Below are 15,716 nucleotides of genomic sequence, written 5' to 3'. Positions count from 1 at the left end.
TTCATCTCCTTGGGCAGGCGGGAGCGGACGGACGGGTGCCGCGAGGGCGGCGATACGGACGGCGACGCCCGGGGCTCAGCGGCCCTCGGACTCCTCGGCCAGGCTGGCGCCGCGCCGGAACGCGGCCATCAGGCCGGGGTCGGGCGGCTGCACCTCCTCGTCGACCGGCGCCGGGCGCAGCGGGGCGGCGTCCCGCAGCTGCGGGACCAGATGCTGCTGACGACGGCGGCGCGGCAACGGCGGCCGATGGTCCCGGCCGGCGGCGGACGCCTCGACGGGACGCGGGGCGGCCGACGCGGCGGTCGACGGGGCGGCCGTCTTCGCGGGCGCCGGCACGGGTGGCTTGGTGGGCGCCTTCGCCGTGGCCGTCTTGTCCGTCTTGGCCGTCTTGGCGGGCGCGTTGGCGGGCGCGGGCTGCTCCGGTGACGCGGCGGGGGCGGCCGGGGCGGCGGGAGCCGGGGCCGGGGCGATGGAGGGGACGGCGGGGAGCGGCGCCGGCGGCCTGGACTCGGCCCCGCTGGGCGTGGAGGGGAAACGGGGGGCGGTGCCCCAGCGCGGCCCCATGGTCTGCCCCGGTGTGAAGTGCCCCTCGGACTCGTCGCCCAACAGCTCGTGCGGCAGGACCAGGACCGCCTGGACTCCGCCGTAGATGTTGCTCTGCAGCCGGACCCCGATCTGGTGCCGCCTGGCCAGCGTGGCGACGACGAAGAGGCCGACCCTGCCCTCCTCCAGCAGCGCGCTCACGGGATGGCGTTCGGTGCCGCCGAGCACGGCGTTCATCCGCCCCTGCTCGGCCGGTGTCATGCCGAGGCCGCGGTCCTCCACCTCGATGGCGAGGCCGGCCGTGACCCGTTCGACGCGGAGCAGCACATGGGTCTGGGGGGCCGAGAACTCCGTCGCGTTCTCGACCAGTTCGGCCAGCAGATGCACCACGTCGGCGACCGCGTGACCGCGCACCGTGCCCTCGACGGGCGGCACCAGCTTGACCCGGGAGTACTGCTCGACCTCCGCGATACAGGAGCGCAGCACCTCGGACATCCGCACCGGGCGGCTCCACTGCCGACGCGAGATGGCGCCGCCGAGCACCGCGAGGTTCTCCGCGTGGCGGCGGATCCGGGTGGCGAGATGGTCCAGGTGGAAGAGCCCCTTGAGCAGCTCGGGGTCCTCCACATCGTGCTCCAACTCGTCCAGATACTCGATCTGTCGGTGCACGAAGGACTGCATCCGGCGCGCCAGGTTGACGAAGACCTCGACGCGTTCGTCGGCGACGGCGCGGTCGTCGGCCAGCGCCACCGCCTGGGCGACGGCGGTCTCCGCGGCGTACCGGCTGGCCGCGATCTCGTGGCGGAGCAGATCGAGCGGCTGATCGCCGGGCTCGCTCGGCGGCGGACCCTCGGGCGGCCTGATCCGCTCGCCGCGCTCCACCTGGTCCAGCAGCGCCTGCAACTCCACCCGCCCCCTGGCCGCCTGGCGGCGCAGCCCGTGCAGCCGGGTGGCCTGGGAGGCGGCCTCGGCCCCCGCCAGCATGGCGGCCACCGCGAGCACCGCGCCGACCAGCAGGGTCGCCCCGCAGAGCACCGCCCAGAGCGCGGCATCGCCGGCACGACCGTCGGCGGGCGGGCGGCTCTGTAAGACAATGCCGACGGCCAGGGCCGCGACCAACGCGACCGCCGAGGCGGGGAACAGGGCCAGGCAGAGCAGCCGGCGCCGGAACCCCGGCTCCCGAAGCGCCGAGCCGCGACCGTGCTGCCGGCCGTGGCGGGCGGTGCGGGGCACCTGGCGTAGCTGTTCTGGCATGGCTGTCCTTATCCGGCCGGTCAAGTCTGCGGAAGCCACGCTATGGGTCAACAGGCAGGCGAACAGGCATAGTTCCGGCAATCGCCACCCCTCGCCAGCTCCCATCGAGTGAATATGACCAACCGACTTGACCGTGGCACGCCTGATGTCTCCTTCGAGGGACGGCGCTACGGGTCGGCCAGCCCGGAGACGCGCACGGTGATATTCAGCCGCCCCACCACGCCGAGCGCCGGCGGCCCGCTGCCGGGCAGGGTGCGTGGCACCCCGTGGTACGCCAGCCGCGCCGGACCGCCGAAGACGAACGCGTCGCCGCAGCGCAGCGTCACGTCCGTCCAGGGGCGGCCCCGGCTCTCCGCCGTGCCGAAGCGGAAGACGCACGCGTCGCCCAGGCTGAACGAGACCACGGGCGCGGGCGACCGCTCGTCGCTGTCCCGATGCATGCCCATCCGGGCATCGGGCCCGTAGTGGTTGACCAGCGCCACATCGAACGCGCCGGCGGGCGGCGCCTCCTCGGGCAGTCCGGCGGCGACCGCCTCGCCGGCCCACTCCCCCAGCCAGCGGGGGAACGGCTTCACCGGCGCCCCGTCCCCGTCGACCACCGTGCGGGCATAGCCGTAGGCGTACCAGTGCCAGCCGAGGCTGAGCTGGCGCACCGACATCGGCCCGGACGGCGTGCGGACCGTGCGCAGCCCCGCGGGCGGCCGGGCCCACTCCCGGCAGGCGGCCAACAGGGCACGCTGCCGCCCCTCGTCCAGCCAGCCGGGAAGATGCACGGCACCCGGCGCGACCAGGCGGGCGGCCAGCGGGAACAACGCGCCGTCGAGGCCGGCGTCCGAATCACTCATGCCCCCATCATGCGGACCGGCACTGACAATTCCGGCCGGCCCAAGGGGTGACATAGGGTCGCGAGGGGCCGCGCCCCGGCCCCGATCGTAAGGAGGCTCGATGACCGAACCGTCAACCGAACCTGCGCTCGACGCCATACGCAACTTCCGCGATGTCGGTGGCCTGCCCACCACGGACGGCCGGGTGGTGCGCCACGGCCGCCTGTTCCGCAGCGGGCACCTGGCCCACGCCACCGAGACCGACCAGGCGTTCCTCAACTCCCTCGGCCTGCACACCGTCTTCGACTTCCGTAACGCGGCCGACCAGGCGTTGGACGGGCACGATGTGCCGCTGCCCGGCGTGCGCCACGTCAACATCCCGCTGAGCGACCCCGCGGCCGGCGGCGCCTTCTGGGAGCTGGTGCGCCGGGGCGAGGTGAAGCGGCTGCGCCGGGCGCTCGCCGAGGGGCAGGGCGTCCGCCAGATGTGCGACAGCTACCGCGAGATCATCCGCACCCGCACCGAGGAGCAGGGCCGGGTGCTGCGCGCGCTCGCCGCGGGCGACGTCCCCGCGCTGCTGCACTGCGCGGCGGGCAAGGACCGCGCCGGGCTGACGGTCGCGGTGGTACTGCTCGCGGTGGGCGTGAGCCGCGAGACCATCGCCGAGGACTATCTCAAGTCCAACGCCGCGCACCGCCGTTACCGACTCCGGCGCGCGAGCTCGGGCGAGGAGAGGGAACTGACGGCGCTCGACCAGGAGATCCAGGAGCTGCTGGCGCCGATGTTCGACGCCAGGATCGAGTATCTGACGACGGCCTTCGACACCATCGACCGGGACTGGGGCGGCACCGACGCCTATCTGACCACCGCCCTCGGCCTCACCCCCACCCACCGCGCCCGCCTCGGAACCCACCTGCTCACCCCCGCGGTTCCCCTGCCGAACGACGACCACCGGACGGGCGGACGCGTCCCCGGGTAAGCGCCGGCCCCGGGCACCGGAAACCGGCCGGTCGGCCCGGCGGCGGGCGCCGGCTGGCTCAGAGACGGCGGGCGTAGCCGGATCGTGGTCCTGTCGGGCTGGCGGAAGCCGGCGGCAGAGTGCTGGAAGCACGCCGGCACGGCGCGATCCCGTGTGCGGTGGCCGGCTCGGCGCCTCGGGCGCGGGCGGGCGGCCGGCCGCGCTACCTTCGGGACGCGCGACGGTCACTGCCGGCCAGCCGTCGGGCGAACGGTGCCGGAGAACGCCCGGCCCCCGTCGGGCCCGGCGGTCGAAAACCGGAGACGACCGCGCAGCCGTGCGCAGCGCACCTCGCACCGGCCGACGTCCGGCAGCGGTCGCCGGCCACCCACCCGCCGTCGCCGCCGTGGCCCGGCGCCGGATGGCTACTTGCTGCGGATCACCACGAAGTCGGCCAGCGCCAGGAGTTCGTCCCGGGTCGGGTCGGGCAGCGGCACATCGGCCAGGGCGTCGACCGCGATGTCGTACTGGCGTCTGGCCTCGTCGGCGGTCCAGCGGCGGCCGCCTGCCTCCTCGATCAGCTCGGCCCTGGCCGCGAACTCGCCCTCGTCGAAGTCCTCGAACTCCCGCTGCGACTTCTTCGCGTCGGCCATCAGCAGCGCGGTCAGCCGCCGCGCCGCCGGCCCTTCGGCGGCCATCGCCGCGACCACCGGCAGCGACTTCTTGCGCTGTCTGAGGTCGCTCCAGGTCAGCTTGCCGGTGCTGTTCGGATCGCCCCAGATGCCCAGCAGATCGTCCACCGCCTGGAAGGCGAGGCCCAGATGCCGGCCGAAGGAGTCCAGCGCGTCGGCCGTCCGGTCGTCCGCGCCGCCCAGTACCGCGCCGATGGACGCGGCACACGCGAGCAGGGCGCCCGTTTTGTTGCCCTCCATGGCCAGACACTCGTCGACGGTGACCTGTTCCCGGTGCTCGAAGGCGATGTCCTGGGCCTGGCCGTCGATCAACTGCCGGCTGGCGACGGCCAGTCGGCGGGCGGCGCGCACCGCGTTGACGTCGGTGCCCTCCAGGATGATCTCGCTGGCCAGCGCGAAGAGCGCGTCGCCCACCAGGATCGCCTGGGAGGGACCGTGCACCTTCCACACGGTGTCCCGGTGACGACGCTGCTCGTCGCCGTCCATCAGATCGTCGTGCAGCAGCGAGAAGTTGTGGACCAGCTCGACGGCCACCGCGCCCGGCACGCCCACGGCCGGATCGGCGCCGGCCGCCTCCGCCGAGAGCAGCGCCAGCGCGGGGCGCACGGCCTTGCCGCTGTCGCCCTCGGAAGGCCGACCCGCCGCGTCGATCCACCCGAAGTGGTAGGCCGCCACGGTGTCCATGGGCGAGGCCAGCCGGTCGACGGCGACGCGCAGCGCGGGAGTCACCAGCGCCCGGGAGCGTTCCAGCAGGTCGGGGACGATATCGGGCAGGTGGTCACGAAGGGGGGCGGCCGGGTTCACACGGGCTCCTTAGCCGGTCGGTGGGCGGTGGACTCTCCCTCGGCCGCGGCGCGTGCCGCGGCGAGACCACTGCGCACCGCGCCTTCCATCGTGGCCGGCCAGCCGGTGGCCGTCCACGCCCCGGCAAGAAACAGACCCGGGACGCCGGTGACGGGGCCGGGCCGCAACCGGCCGACGCCCGGCGTGGGCGCGAAGGTCGCGGTGCGCTCCCGGGTGACGAAGAAGTCGAGCAGCCGGGCCTCGGCCGCCCTGGGCAACAGGCGGCTGAGCGCCGGCAGATAACGCTTGCGCAGCACCTCGGCCGGCTGCTGGATCTCCTCGGTGACCGCGGACTGGGAGATCACCAGGTACTGCCCGTGGCGCGCCGCCGGCAGCGCGTTGAGGCCGGCGGGGCCGGTGCGGTCGAAGACCCACTGGATCGGGCTGTTGACGGCGGCGACAAAGGGCAGCCGCAGCACCGGACGGTCGTAGATGACATGCACGTTGAGAATCGGTGCGCTGTCGATGCGCAGCAGCCGGTCCGCGTCCGGCAGGGACCCCGGCGGCAGCAGCCGGTGGGCGGCCTGCTGGGGGACGGCGAGCACCACGATGTCGGCGTCCAGCTCCTGGTCGGGGCGGTGGCCGTCGCCCTGCCCCGGCCTGGTGCTGATCGCGAGGCGCCAGCCGCCGCCGGGGGCGGTGCGCAGGGCCCTGGCCCTGGTGGTCAGCAACGTGCGGACGCCGGCCCGGTCCAGCGCCGCGCCGGCCAGCTCGTCGTGGAGGGTGCCGAGCGGCACCATGGGCACGCCGATGTCGGCGGCGGCCGGCCTGCTCAACAGCCCGGTGCGGAACACCTTGGCGGCCAGGCCGAGGGAGACGTCCTCCGCCCTGGCGTTGAGGGTGGCGACGCCCACCAGGTCCCAGAGTCCGGCGATGCTCGCCGGGCTCTGCCGCCTGGCGCGCAGCCAGTCGGCGAAGCTCAGCTCGTCGAGCGCGGGATCGGCCGGGTCGAGCCGGCCGAGGGCCAGCGCGGCGCGGGCCACGCCGGCGCGCTCCCCGAGCGTCAGATGCGGATAGCGGGCCAGCCCGCCGGCCAGGTGCAGCGGCACCGGCAGCGCCGACCGGGTGAGGCGGCCGAGGACGCCGCGTTCGGCGTCCACCACGGGGACGTCGAGCCGGCGCTGCACGGGCGCCAGTTGGGCGCCGCCGATCCGGTCGAGCAACCCCTGGTAGGCGGTGCAGCAGCGGAGGTAGACGTGTTGCCCGTTGTCCACGGTCAGCTCGCCCACCGCGGACTCGCGGCGGAAGGAGAAGGCGAGGCCGCCCAGTCGCGGCCTGGTCTCCAGCAGGGTGACGCGGCGCCCCTGGGCCGCCAGGGCCAGGGCGGCGGTGATCCCGGCGAGCCCGCCGCCCACCACCAGGGCGCGGCGCCCCGGGGCGCTCATGGCCGCTCCCTGAGCGCGGCCCTGCGGGCGTCGAGCCCGGCCAGGCCACGGACGGCGACCAGGGCCTTCTGGGCGGTCGGCAATGCGACCCGGCCGCGCAGCACGGCCTCCGGATCGGCGGCGATACGGTCGAGCAGCCGGTGGTAGATGCCGGCCATGGCGGCGACGCAGGCGCCGGAGCGGCGGTCCAGCATGGGCAACAGCCGGAATCCGTCGGCGAACAGCTCCCTGGCGCGGCGCACCTGGAAGCGCACCAGGCCGGCGAAGTCGGCGTCCTCGCGAGGCGGATGGTGGTGGGCGCCGTCGGTGAGGCCGAACTTCCGCAGCTCCTCGTCGGGGAGATAGCTCCGCCCGTGTCCCGCGTCCTCCCTGATGTCGCGGAGGATGTTGGTGAGTTGCAGGGCGAGCCCCAGGGTGTCGGCGTACTCGGGGGCGCGGTCCGCGTCGCGCGCGCCCGGCTGGGTGCCGAAGACACCGAGGGAGAGGCGGCCGACCGCGCCCGCGACGCATCGGCAGTAGGAGCGCAGCTCCTCCCAGGTCTCGTAGCGGCGCCCCCGGACGTCCATCAGCACGCCGTCGATCAGCTCGTCGAGGGCGCTCAGCGGGATGGGGTAGCGGCGCGCGGTGTCGGCGAGGGCGACGGCGACCGGGTCGGTGGCGTCCTCGGCGATCTCGTCGGCCTTGATCCTGGCCAGCAGCTCGCGGGTCTCGCGCAGCCGGTCCTCCTTGGCCGGGACCGGGAGCGGGCCGTCGCCGATGTCGTCGACCCGGCGGGAGAAGGCGTACAGCGCGGAGAGCGCCCGCCGCCTCGGCGTCGCCAGCAGTCGGATGCCATAGGCGAAGTTCTTGGCCTGCTGGCCGGTGACGGTCTCGCAGTACTGGTAGGCGGCCTCTACGGCAGGGGACGTCGGTGGGCTCTTGGTCACGGGCTGTCGAGCCTCACGTTCCTCGTCGCAGTGCGGTTGCCGCCGCGAAGACCAGGCGGCCCTTGCTGGCGCGTGGGGGGCCGGCCAGCACGTCGTACCCGGCGTCGGCGATGGCGCGGGCCGCCGCGTAGCCGCCGCCGAGAAATCCGGCGAGCAGCAGCCGCAGCCGCCCGTGGACGCTGCCCACCAGGGGGGCGCCCTCGTCCAGCAGCCTACGTGCCCTTTCGGTCTGGTAGGCGACCAGGGTGCGGACCGAGGCGTTGGCGCTGGGGGCGAGAAGATCGTTCTCACTCACCCGAAATCTTCGCATGGCGGTTGCGGGAAGGTAGACGCGTCCCTGTGCCAGGTCCTCGGCGACATCCTGCAGATGCTCGACCAGCTGGAGCCCGGTGCATATGGCGTCGGAGCGGCGCACCCGCTCGGGCGTCGCCGTGTCGGTGATGGCCAGCACCAGGCGGCCGACGGGGTTGGCGGACAGCTCGCAGTAGTCGAGGAGTTGGCGCTGCGTCTCGTAGCGGCGGACGTGCTGGTCGAGCCGGTTGGCCTCGATCAGGGCGCGGAACGGCTCCGGGGTGAGGCCGGCGCGTCGGAGGGTGGGGACCAGCCGGACGAGCAGCGGGTGCCGGGGGCCGGGGCCCCGGTCGGCGAAGGCGCGGCCGAGGTCGGCCTCCAGCGCCTCCAGCAGGGCCAGCCGGTCCGAGGACTGCTCCCGGTCGACGCCGAGCAGGGTGGCGTCGGCGCCGCCCGGCGGCAGATCGCCGTCGCCGATGTCGTCCACCAGTCGGGCATAGCCGTAGACGGCCATCAGATCGTCCCGCCAGGCGCGGGGGAGGAAGCGCGGAGCGACCGGGAAGTTCTCGTGAGCGGCCTTGGCCAGCACCGCCGCCGAGGCCTGGTCGGCCGTCGCGGTCACCGGGCCCAGCCCGTCATCACCATTGCCGTCATGCTCGTATTTCTACCTTGATATGCGACGAATCCGCGTCCGGACACGCTACCCCGACCACTGCCCGAGGACGGCCGGTCACGGCCGGTCCCCACCGGCCACCCGGCCGCCCACGCCTACTTGTTGGTCTCCTCCTCGTAGGCCTTGAGCACCTGGTCGGTGGGGCCGTCCATCATCAACTTGCCGTGCTCAAGCCAGAGGACCCGGTCGCAGGTGTCCCTGATCGTCTTGTTGTTGTGGCTGACCAGGAAGACGGTGCCGGCGTGCGCGCGCATCTCCCGGATCCGCTCCTCGGAACGGCGCCGGAACTTCTTGTCGCCGGTGGCCAACGCCTCGTCGACCATCAACACGTCGTGGTCCTTGGCGGCGGCGATGGAGAACCGCAACCGCGCCTGCATACCGGACGAGTAGGTCCGCATCGGCAGGGTTATGAAGTCGCCCTTGTCCTGGATGCCGGAGAACTCGACGATGCCCTCGTACCGCTCGCGCACCTGGTCCCTGGTCATGCCCATCGCCAGGCCGCCGAGGATGACGTTGCGCTCGCCGGTGAGATCGTTCATCAGGGCGGCGTTGACGCCGAGCAACGAGGGCTGTCCGTCGGTGTACACCCTGCCGGTCTCCGGCGGCAGCAGGCCGGCGATGGCGCGCAACAGGGTGGACTTGCCGGAGCCGTTGGAGCCGATCAGGCCGATGGCCTCGCCCCGGTAGGCCACGAAGCTGACGCCGCGCACCGCGTGCACCTCGCGGAAGCGGGTGTTGGGCTCGCGCCTGATGATCCGGCGGAGCGCGGCGGTGGCGTTGCCGCGCTTGGCGGCGCCGTTGACGCGGTAGACGATGTGCAGATCGTCGGCGATCACGGTGGGGACGCGCCCGTCGTCGACCACCCTGATGGGGGCGGGAATGTTCCAGTCAGCCACGGCCGTACCGCTCCTCCGCCTTCCAGAAATACAGGAATCCCCCGATGCCGACCACCACTGCCCAACCGACGGCGAACAGCCAGGTGGCCAGCATGCTGTCATCGTAGAGGCCGTCGATCAACGCGTTGCGCATCAGGTCCATGTAGACGGCGGCCGGATTGGCCTCCAGCACCTCTCCCAGCCAGGGGGGACCGTCCGCCCGCTCCACCATGTATCCGAGCGGGAACATCACGCCCGAGGCGTACATCCAGGTGCGCAGGACGAAGGGCATCAGCTGGGCGAGGTCGGGAGTCGAGGAGCCCAGCCTGGCCATGATCATGGCGAGGCCGAGGTTGAAGACCAGTTGCAACAGCAACACCGGGGCCACCAGGAACCAGGTCCACCTCGGGAAGTGCCCGAAACTGACCACGATGACCACCAACACGATCATCGAGTAGAGCAGTTGCTGAAGTTGTTGCAGCGAGAACGAGATCGGCAGCGAGGCCCGGGGAAAGTGCAGTGCGCGGACCAGGCCGAGGTTGCCGGAGATCGACTTGACCCCGGAGAGCACCGACTGCTGGGTGAAGGTGAAGACGAACACCCCGGTGACCAGGAACGGGATGTACTCGTGGTTCGTCATATCGGCACGAGCGCCCAACAGCAGGCCGAAGATCAGGAAGTAGACCAAGGCGTTGAGCAGCGGGGTGAAGACCTGCCAGAGCTGGCCGAGCTTCGCCTGGCTGTACTGGGCCATCAACTTCGCCTGGGAGAAGGCGAGGATGAAGTAGCGACGGCCCCACAACTGCCGGATGTACTGCGGCAGTGAGGGCCGGGCACCGCTGACGGACAGACCATGACGGGCCGCGAGTTCGGCCAGTGGCAGATCGCGGGGGGACGCACTGTCGTGCGTGGTCTCACTCACCTTGAAACTTTCGTCCTCGCAGGGCACAGGGCGGCTGGGGCCGCGCGAACGCTCGGCCCCAGGATGGTCTCAGACCCGAGCTTGTCAGATAACAGGAGGTCGTCCCAGCCGGGTCAGGCGCCATACCGTACGCCAACGCATCGCCCTCCGTTGACCACACGAGGTGCGCCAGCCCTCGGCGAAGCCGGCGAACCAGGCCCGCAGCGCCGGCCACGACGGCCGCCTGAGCAGGGTGAGCAGCAGCCAGACCCCCAGATAGACCGGGATCAGCGGCAACGGGAGGTTACGGCGCGCGAGCCAGACCCGGTTTCTGGCGACCATCCGGTGGTACATCGCGTGCCGTGAGGGCGCCGTGGTCGGATGGTGCAGCAGGAGATCGGCGCGGTAGTCGATGGCCCAGCCGGCGTCCAGGGCGCGCCAGGCGAGATCGGTCTCCTCGTGCGCGTAGAAGAAGTTCTCCGGAAGTCCACCAACTTTTTGGAAAACCGCGGTGCGCACCGCGTTGGCACCGCCGAGGAAAGTGGTGACCCTGGAGGAGCGCATCGGGTCCGAGGCGCGCAACCGGGGAACGTGGCGACGCTGCGTGACTCCCGTGTCGGGATCGGCGATCCGGAAGCTGATGATGCCCAGCCGGGGATCGGCGGCGAACGCCTCCCGAACCAGCTCGGCCGTTTCTTTGTCCGGAAGCAGTCCGTCATCGTCCAGAAACAGCAACACATCGACATCGGCGCCGGCGGCGCCGAAGGCCTCGATGCCCACATTGCGCCCACCGGGAATGCCCAGGTTCTCCGGGAGCTCGATGCCGCGCACGCCCTCCGGAAGCTCGGGCAGCCGGGCGCCGTTGCCCACGACCACCACCTCGATCGGGTCGCCGCGCTGCCCGGCCACCGAGTCCAGCAGGGCGCGCAGCTCCTTCGGCCGGTCCCCCATGGTCAGCACCACGGCGCCGACCGTGAGCCGCCCGGCGTCCCCCGCGCTCACCGCAGCCTGCTGGAGGCGAGGATGGACACCAGGTGCAGCAGGGTCTGCACGATGGCGATGCCGGCCAGCAGCGCGACCCCGAGACGGGTGAAGAACAGCTCGCCGCCGATCACGTCCAGGATGGCCACGGCCAGGATCAGCAGCGACGCCTCCACCCCGCCTACCAGTCGGTGGAACTTCAGCGCCGCAGCGGCCCTGCGCGCCACCGCGAGCCCCGAGGAACGCGGCGTGGCCGCCTCGTCCTTCACGGCGGGCAGCCCGCTGCGGGCCCGGGCCACATCGACCAGATCCGTCTCGGCCTTGATCAGGATCGCGCCCAGCGCGGCCAGCGAGCCGAGGAAGGCCCAGAACCAGTTGGCGGACGCCTCGTGCTGACCGAGGACATCGGCGGCCCGCAGCCCGAAGCCCACCAGCAGCGCGGCCTCGGAGAGGTAGTGGCCGATCCGGTCCAGATAGACGCCGGTGATCGAGGTCTGGCCGCGCCAGCGGGCGACCTCGCCGTCCACGCAGTCCAGCAGCAGGTAGAGCTGGATCAGCAGCGCGGCCAGCACCGCCCCGACCAGGCCCGGGATCAGCAGCGCCGCGCCGGCGGCGACCCCGGCGAGAACCATCAGATAGGTGAGCTGGTTGGGCGTGACGCGGGTGTTCACCAGATGCCTGGTCCACCGCAGGGAGATCTCCCGCATGTACAGGCGACCGGCCCAGTGCTCCCCGCTGCGCCGGTCCTTGACGCCGGCGGGGTGCACCACGGGACGGAGTTCAGCTACCGATGGCTTTGACATAGTCCGCGTACGCGTCCCTGATTTCGTCGGTGGTCAGATCGAGGTGTTCGAGGATGGTGTAACGGCCCGGCCTGGTCTGCGGCGCGAAGGCGACGGCGGTGACGAACTCGTCGGTGCTGAAGCCGATCTCGTCCGGCCGCACCGGCAGCCCGTGGCGCCGCAGCACGGCGGCGATCAGCCCACAGCTCTCGCTCTCGCCCCGCAGATGCATGGCGAACGCCGCGCCCAGGCCGACCTGTTCGCCGTGCGGCGCCGAGCGCCGGGGGTAGAGGATGTCCAGCGCGTGCGAGATCTCGTGGCAGGCGCCCGAGGACGGCCGGGTGTGGCCGGCGATGCTCATGGCGATGCCGGAGAGCACCAACGCCTCGGCGAGCACCGTCAGAAAGCGGTCGTCGGAGCAGTCCCCCGGGTGTCGGAGCACGGCCTCCCCGGCCTGCCGCGCCATGGCGGCGGCGAGACCGTCGATCTGCTCGCCCGTCTCGCGGTGGGACAGCTCCCAGTCCGCGATGGCGGAGATGTTGGAGACGGCGTCCCCGATGCCGGAGCGCACATAGCGCACCGGCGCCTGGTGGATCACCTCCAGGTCGACCACCAGCGCGATGGGCGCTGGCACGCCGTAGGACCCGCGCCCCGCGTCGTTGTCGAGGATGGAGACCGGCGAACAGATGCCGTCGTGCGCCAGGTTGGTGGCGACCGCGACCATCGGCAGGCCGACCCGCGCCGAGGCGTACTTGGCGGCGTCGATGATCTTGCCTCCGCCGAGGCCGACGACGGCGTCGTAGTGGCCCGAACGCATGGCGTCGGCCAGCTGCACGGCGGCGTCGATGGTGCCGCCGCCGACCTCGTACCAGTCGGCGCCGGGCAGTGCGGGGGTCAGGCGCTCGCGGAGCGCGGCGCCCGACCCCTTGCTGATCGCGACGGCCAGCCGGCCGGAGGAGGAGATCCGCTGGTCGGCCAGGAGCCCCGCCAGTTTGTCCAGGGCCCCGGCGGCGATGTCGACCGAGACGGGGGACGGGATGAGGCGGGTCAGTACCGGCACGCGATCTCCCTTCCCCTGGCGAGGTCTTCGTGGTTGTCGATCTCGACCCAGCTGACCTCGCCGATCGGGGCGGTGTCGATACGGAAGCCGCGGTGCACCAGCTCCTGGTACCCGTCCTCGTAGTAGAGCTGGGGGTCGCGCTCATAGGTGGTGCGCAGCGCGTCGGCCAGCTCGGCGGCGGCCTCTGGCTCGATCAGGGTGACCCCGATGTACTCGCCGCTGGCCTCGGCCGGCTCCATCAGCTTGGTGATCCGCCGCACGCCCTTCTCCGGGTCGGCGACGACCTTCATCTCCTCGTCGGCCAGCGACTTGACCGTGTCCAGGGCGAGGATGATCCGCCGCCCCTCGCCACGCGCGGCCAGCAGGGTGCGCTCGACGGACGGCGGGTGCACGGTGTCGCCGTTGGCGAGGATCACGCCCTCGGCGATCGCCTCCCTGGCGCACCACAGGGAGTAGGCGTTGTTCCACTCCTCGGCCTTGTCGTTGTCGATCAGGGTGAGCTTCACGCCGTACTGGCGCTCCAGCTCGGCCCTGCGCTCGTAGACGGCCTCCTTGCGGTAGCCCACCACGATGGCGGCCTCGGCCAGACCCACCTCGGCGAAGTTGGCGAGGGTGAGGTCGAGGACGGTCTTGCTGTCCTCGCCGTCCTCGTTGACCACCGGCACCAGCGCCTTGGGCAGGGTGTCGGTGTAGGGGCGAAGACGCCGTCCGGCGCCGGCGGCCAGCACGAGGCCGATCATGCGGGTTCTCCTGTTTCGTCGTGTACGGCCGGTGCCTGGGAGGAGATCCAGAAACGGATGCTCTCCCCCAGCACCAGGAGCGCGACGACCCCGGCAAGGGCCGCGAGCGCGATGGTGAAGCCCTGTCCGCCGGCCCAGAGGGCACAGGCGACCGTGACCACCAGGACGCGCCCCTCGTGTCCGCCGGTGGCCATGACCAGCCAGCGGGGAGGCGCCCCGGCACCGCCTCGGAGGCGGTACACCGTGTCGTAGTGATGGTAGGCGCTCGCCGCCACCAGGCAGAAAGCCGCCGGCAACGCACCGTTCACCTCGCTGTGGGCGGCGAGGAGGAGGACGGTCAGATACTCGCCGGCGCGGAAGAGCGGCGGGAGCAGCCAGTCGAGCGCGCCGCGCAGCGGGCGGGCGGCGGCCCGGCCGGCGCAGAGCGCGTAGCCGACGGCGCCCAGCACGGCGAGCCAACTGCCCTCGCCGACCAGCGGCGGCAGCGTCACCCCCAGCAGGACCAGGCCGAGCAGCGCCCACACCGGCGCCGGCAGCGCCCTGGCCAGCGCCGGCAGGGGCCGGCCGAGCGCGCCCGCCAGCGGCCCGTTGTCCGCCAGACCGGCGAGCGCGGCCGGCGCCGAGGAAGCCGTGCCGCCCCGCGCCCGCAGCGAGCGCAGCAGCCGGCCGGCCGTGGTGTAGCAGGCGGCGAAGGCGCTGGCGACCAGCAGCACGGTGAAGGTGGTCCTGGGGTTGGTGCAGGCGATCAACACCGCGATCAGCAGCCAGCGTTCGCCGATCGGCAGCACGATCATCCGGCGCGCCCAGACCGTCCAGCCGATCCGGTCGAGCCGCCCGGAGATGGCGCTGGCGCCGCCGCCCGAAGGGCTTGGCGGATGGGCCTCGTTATAGGCGAAGTCGACGATATGGCGGCAGGTCATCAGCACCATCGCGCCCAGCGCCAACGCCCAGACATCGTCCCCCGACCTGGCCGCGCCCAGCGCCAGGCCGGCGTAGAACGCGTACTCCTTGGCGCGGTCGAACGTGGCGTCCAACCACGCGCCGAGGGTGGAGTAGCGCAGCGCGTACCTGGCCAACTGGCCGTCGGCGCAGTCCAGCACGAAGGAGGCGAGGAGCAACAGGCCGGCGGCGACGAAGCCGAGGCGGTCGCCGGTGGCCGCGCAGCCGGCCGCGATCAGCGCGGTGACCAGCGAGGCGGTGGTGACCTGGTTGGGGGTGAGGCCGCGCCGGGCGCACCAGCGGGCCAGATAGCGGGAGTAGGGGCTCACCAGGTGGGTGGTGACAAAGCCGTCGCGGGACTTGACGGCGCCGCGCAGCCGAACGGCCTCCTCGTCGACCGAGGCGACCCGCTCGGCGGCCTCGGCGCGGGCGCGTTCGCCGGTGGGCACCTCGGCGACCAGCGTGCCCAGCTCGGGGCGGTGCGGCTCGGCGCCCTCGGCGGCGAGCAGCGCGGCCAGCCGCCCGGCCTCGGGCGGGGCGGCCAGCGGGCCGCCGGCCTGCGCCGCGCTGTCGCCGAGGGCGGCGACGGCGGCGGCCAGGGCGGGCCTGGCCGGTCCCGTGGCGGTGACGGCGCCGGGGATGGCCGAGGTGGGGAACCTGGGGTCCGTGAGCCCGAGGCGGAGGCTGTGCCGATGGCCGACGAAGCGGGGATCGACGACGGCGACCCGCTCACCGGCCGGGGCCTCGGCGAGGGCCCGGGCCAACTCGGCTGGCCGCTCGGCCACGGTGACGGAGAAGCCCAACGCCCGAAGATCTTCCTCCAGCGGTGATCCGGCAACGGGCGGACCGGTGAGGATGGCGCTCGACAGCTGACTCACTCCTTGCAGCAACTCCGCGCTCTGCGGCGGCATGTCGGCAGAGATTATCTGATGACCACCGCGCGGCAAGAACGGCGTTGGGGTGTGGAAACCCCCGGTTCATTTCCGGTGTCGCGTCGACACCGAAGGTGACCCTACGCGACGCCTCTGACACCGAGCGAAGTCGCGCTG

General features: G+C 72.7%; 14 protein-coding genes. 1 reads left to right on the top strand and 13 read right to left on the bottom strand.

Annotation, left to right across the window (positions count from 1 at the left end; all coding sequences use genetic code 11):
- Positions 1 to 75: 75 nt before the first annotated feature.
- The gene (locus tag AOM46_RS18405; RefSeq protein WP_158920477.1) at positions 76 to 1,797 is read right to left on the bottom strand and encodes a sensor histidine kinase KdpD; all 1,722 of its coding nucleotides are present in this window, start codon (positions 1,795 to 1,797) and stop codon (positions 76 to 78) included.
- Between the two features lie 167 nt (positions 1,798 to 1,964).
- On the bottom strand, positions 1,965 to 2,642 hold the full coding sequence (locus AOM46_RS18400; RefSeq protein ID WP_062213277.1) for an alpha-ketoglutarate-dependent dioxygenase AlkB: 678 nt from the start codon (positions 2,640 to 2,642) through the stop codon (positions 1,965 to 1,967).
- Positions 2,643 to 2,742: 100 nt separating this feature from the next.
- Here AOM46_RS18400 and AOM46_RS18395 point away from each other — a divergent pair, with 100 nt between their 5' ends.
- A complete protein-coding gene (locus AOM46_RS18395) occupies positions 2,743 to 3,600 on the top strand; it encodes a tyrosine-protein phosphatase (protein WP_062213275.1) in 858 nt (285 codons plus the stop codon).
- A gap of 404 nt (positions 3,601 to 4,004) precedes the next feature.
- On the opposite strand, the gene AOM46_RS18390 is transcribed toward AOM46_RS18395, so the two are convergent.
- The 11 genes from AOM46_RS18390 to AOM46_RS18340 all read right to left on the bottom strand — a co-directional run bounded on the left by AOM46_RS18390 (position 4,005) and on the right by AOM46_RS18340 (position 15,536).
- A complete protein-coding gene (locus AOM46_RS18390; RefSeq protein WP_062213268.1) occupies positions 4,005 to 5,075 on the bottom strand; it encodes a polyprenyl synthetase family protein in 1,071 nt (356 codons plus the stop codon).
- Positions 5,072 to 6,499: a hydroxysqualene dehydroxylase HpnE gene (gene hpnE / locus AOM46_RS18385; RefSeq protein ID WP_078856944.1), complete on the bottom strand. Its 1,428-nt coding sequence runs from the start codon at positions 6,497 to 6,499 to the stop codon at positions 5,072 to 5,074. Before hpnE ends, AOM46_RS18390 begins: the two co-directional genes overlap by 4 nt.
- Positions 6,496 to 7,425, bottom strand: coding sequence for a presqualene diphosphate synthase HpnD (hpnD, locus tag AOM46_RS18380; protein WP_062213267.1), 930 nt, complete (start codon positions 7,423 to 7,425; stop codon positions 6,496 to 6,498). The genes hpnE and hpnD overlap by 4 nt, the downstream gene beginning before the upstream one ends.
- Before the next feature lie 13 nt (positions 7,426 to 7,438).
- Positions 7,439 to 8,338 (bottom strand): squalene synthase HpnC, encoded by a 900-nt coding sequence (gene hpnC / locus AOM46_RS18375; RefSeq protein WP_234313843.1) that lies wholly within the window; start codon positions 8,336 to 8,338, stop codon positions 7,439 to 7,441.
- A 146-nt stretch (positions 8,339 to 8,484) separates the two neighbouring features.
- Positions 8,485 to 9,285 (bottom strand): ABC transporter ATP-binding protein, encoded by an 801-nt coding sequence (locus tag AOM46_RS18370; protein ID WP_370592737.1) that lies wholly within the window; start codon positions 9,283 to 9,285, stop codon positions 8,485 to 8,487.
- Positions 9,278 to 10,186 (bottom strand): ABC transporter permease, encoded by a 909-nt coding sequence (locus tag AOM46_RS18365; protein ID WP_062213264.1) that lies wholly within the window; start codon positions 10,184 to 10,186, stop codon positions 9,278 to 9,280. Before AOM46_RS18365 ends, AOM46_RS18370 begins: the two co-directional genes overlap by 8 nt.
- Positions 10,187 to 10,270: 84 nt before the next feature.
- Positions 10,271 to 11,116 carry a glycosyltransferase family 2 protein gene (locus AOM46_RS18360; RefSeq protein WP_062213749.1) on the bottom strand — a complete coding sequence of 282 codons (846 nt, stop codon included), beginning with the start codon at positions 11,114 to 11,116 and terminating at the stop codon, positions 10,271 to 10,273.
- A 47-nt stretch (positions 11,117 to 11,163) separates the two neighbouring features.
- The gene (locus AOM46_RS18355) at positions 11,164 to 11,949 is read right to left on the bottom strand and encodes a CDP-alcohol phosphatidyltransferase family protein (protein WP_078856990.1); all 786 of its coding nucleotides are present in this window, start codon (positions 11,947 to 11,949) and stop codon (positions 11,164 to 11,166) included.
- Positions 11,927 to 12,988: an iron-containing alcohol dehydrogenase family protein gene (locus AOM46_RS18350; protein WP_062213260.1), complete on the bottom strand. Its 1,062-nt coding sequence runs from the start codon at positions 12,986 to 12,988 to the stop codon at positions 11,927 to 11,929. Before AOM46_RS18350 ends, AOM46_RS18355 begins: the two co-directional genes overlap by 23 nt.
- Entirely contained in the window at positions 12,976 to 13,728 is a 753-nt protein-coding gene (locus tag AOM46_RS18345) for a sugar phosphate nucleotidyltransferase (RefSeq protein WP_062213257.1), read from the bottom strand. The genes AOM46_RS18350 and AOM46_RS18345 overlap by 13 nt, the downstream gene beginning before the upstream one ends.
- Positions 13,725 to 15,536: a DUF5941 domain-containing protein gene (locus AOM46_RS18340; RefSeq protein WP_062213753.1), complete on the bottom strand. Its 1,812-nt coding sequence runs from the start codon at positions 15,534 to 15,536 to the stop codon at positions 13,725 to 13,727. Before AOM46_RS18340 ends, AOM46_RS18345 begins: the two co-directional genes overlap by 4 nt.
- Positions 15,537 to 15,716 lie beyond the last annotated feature (180 nt).

Source organism: Streptomyces sp. NBRC 109706 (genome assembly GCF_000974485.1).
GTDB lineage: Bacteria > Actinomycetota > Actinomycetes > Streptomycetales > Streptomycetaceae > Streptomyces.
Note: the sequence above shows the minus strand (reverse complement) of the source record. Positions and strands in the feature narration are given on the sequence as shown.

Coding starts and splice junctions, on each gene's coding strand:
- AOM46_RS18400 (WP_062213277.1), bottom strand. CDS start 2,642: ATGAGTGATTCGGACGCCGGCCTCGACGGCGCGTTGTTCCCGCTGGCC.
- hpnE (WP_078856944.1), bottom strand. CDS start 6,499: ATGAGCGCCCCGGGGCGCCGCGCCCTGGTGGTGGGCGGCGGGCTCGCC.
- AOM46_RS18345 (WP_062213257.1), bottom strand. CDS start 13,728: ATGATCGGCCTCGTGCTGGCCGCCGGCGCCGGACGGCGTCTTCGCCCC.
- AOM46_RS18395 (WP_062213275.1), top strand. CDS start 2,743: ATGACCGAACCGTCAACCGAACCTGCGCTCGACGCCATACGCAACTTC.
- AOM46_RS18405 (WP_158920477.1), bottom strand. CDS start 1,797: ATGCCAGAACAGCTACGCCAGGTGCCCCGCACCGCCCGCCACGGCCGG.
- AOM46_RS18355 (WP_078856990.1), bottom strand. CDS start 11,949: ATGTCAAAGCCATCGGTAGCTGAACTCCGTCCCGTGGTGCACCCCGCC.
- AOM46_RS18360 (WP_062213749.1), bottom strand. CDS start 11,116: ATGGGGGACCGGCCGAAGGAGCTGCGCGCCCTGCTGGACTCGGTGGCC.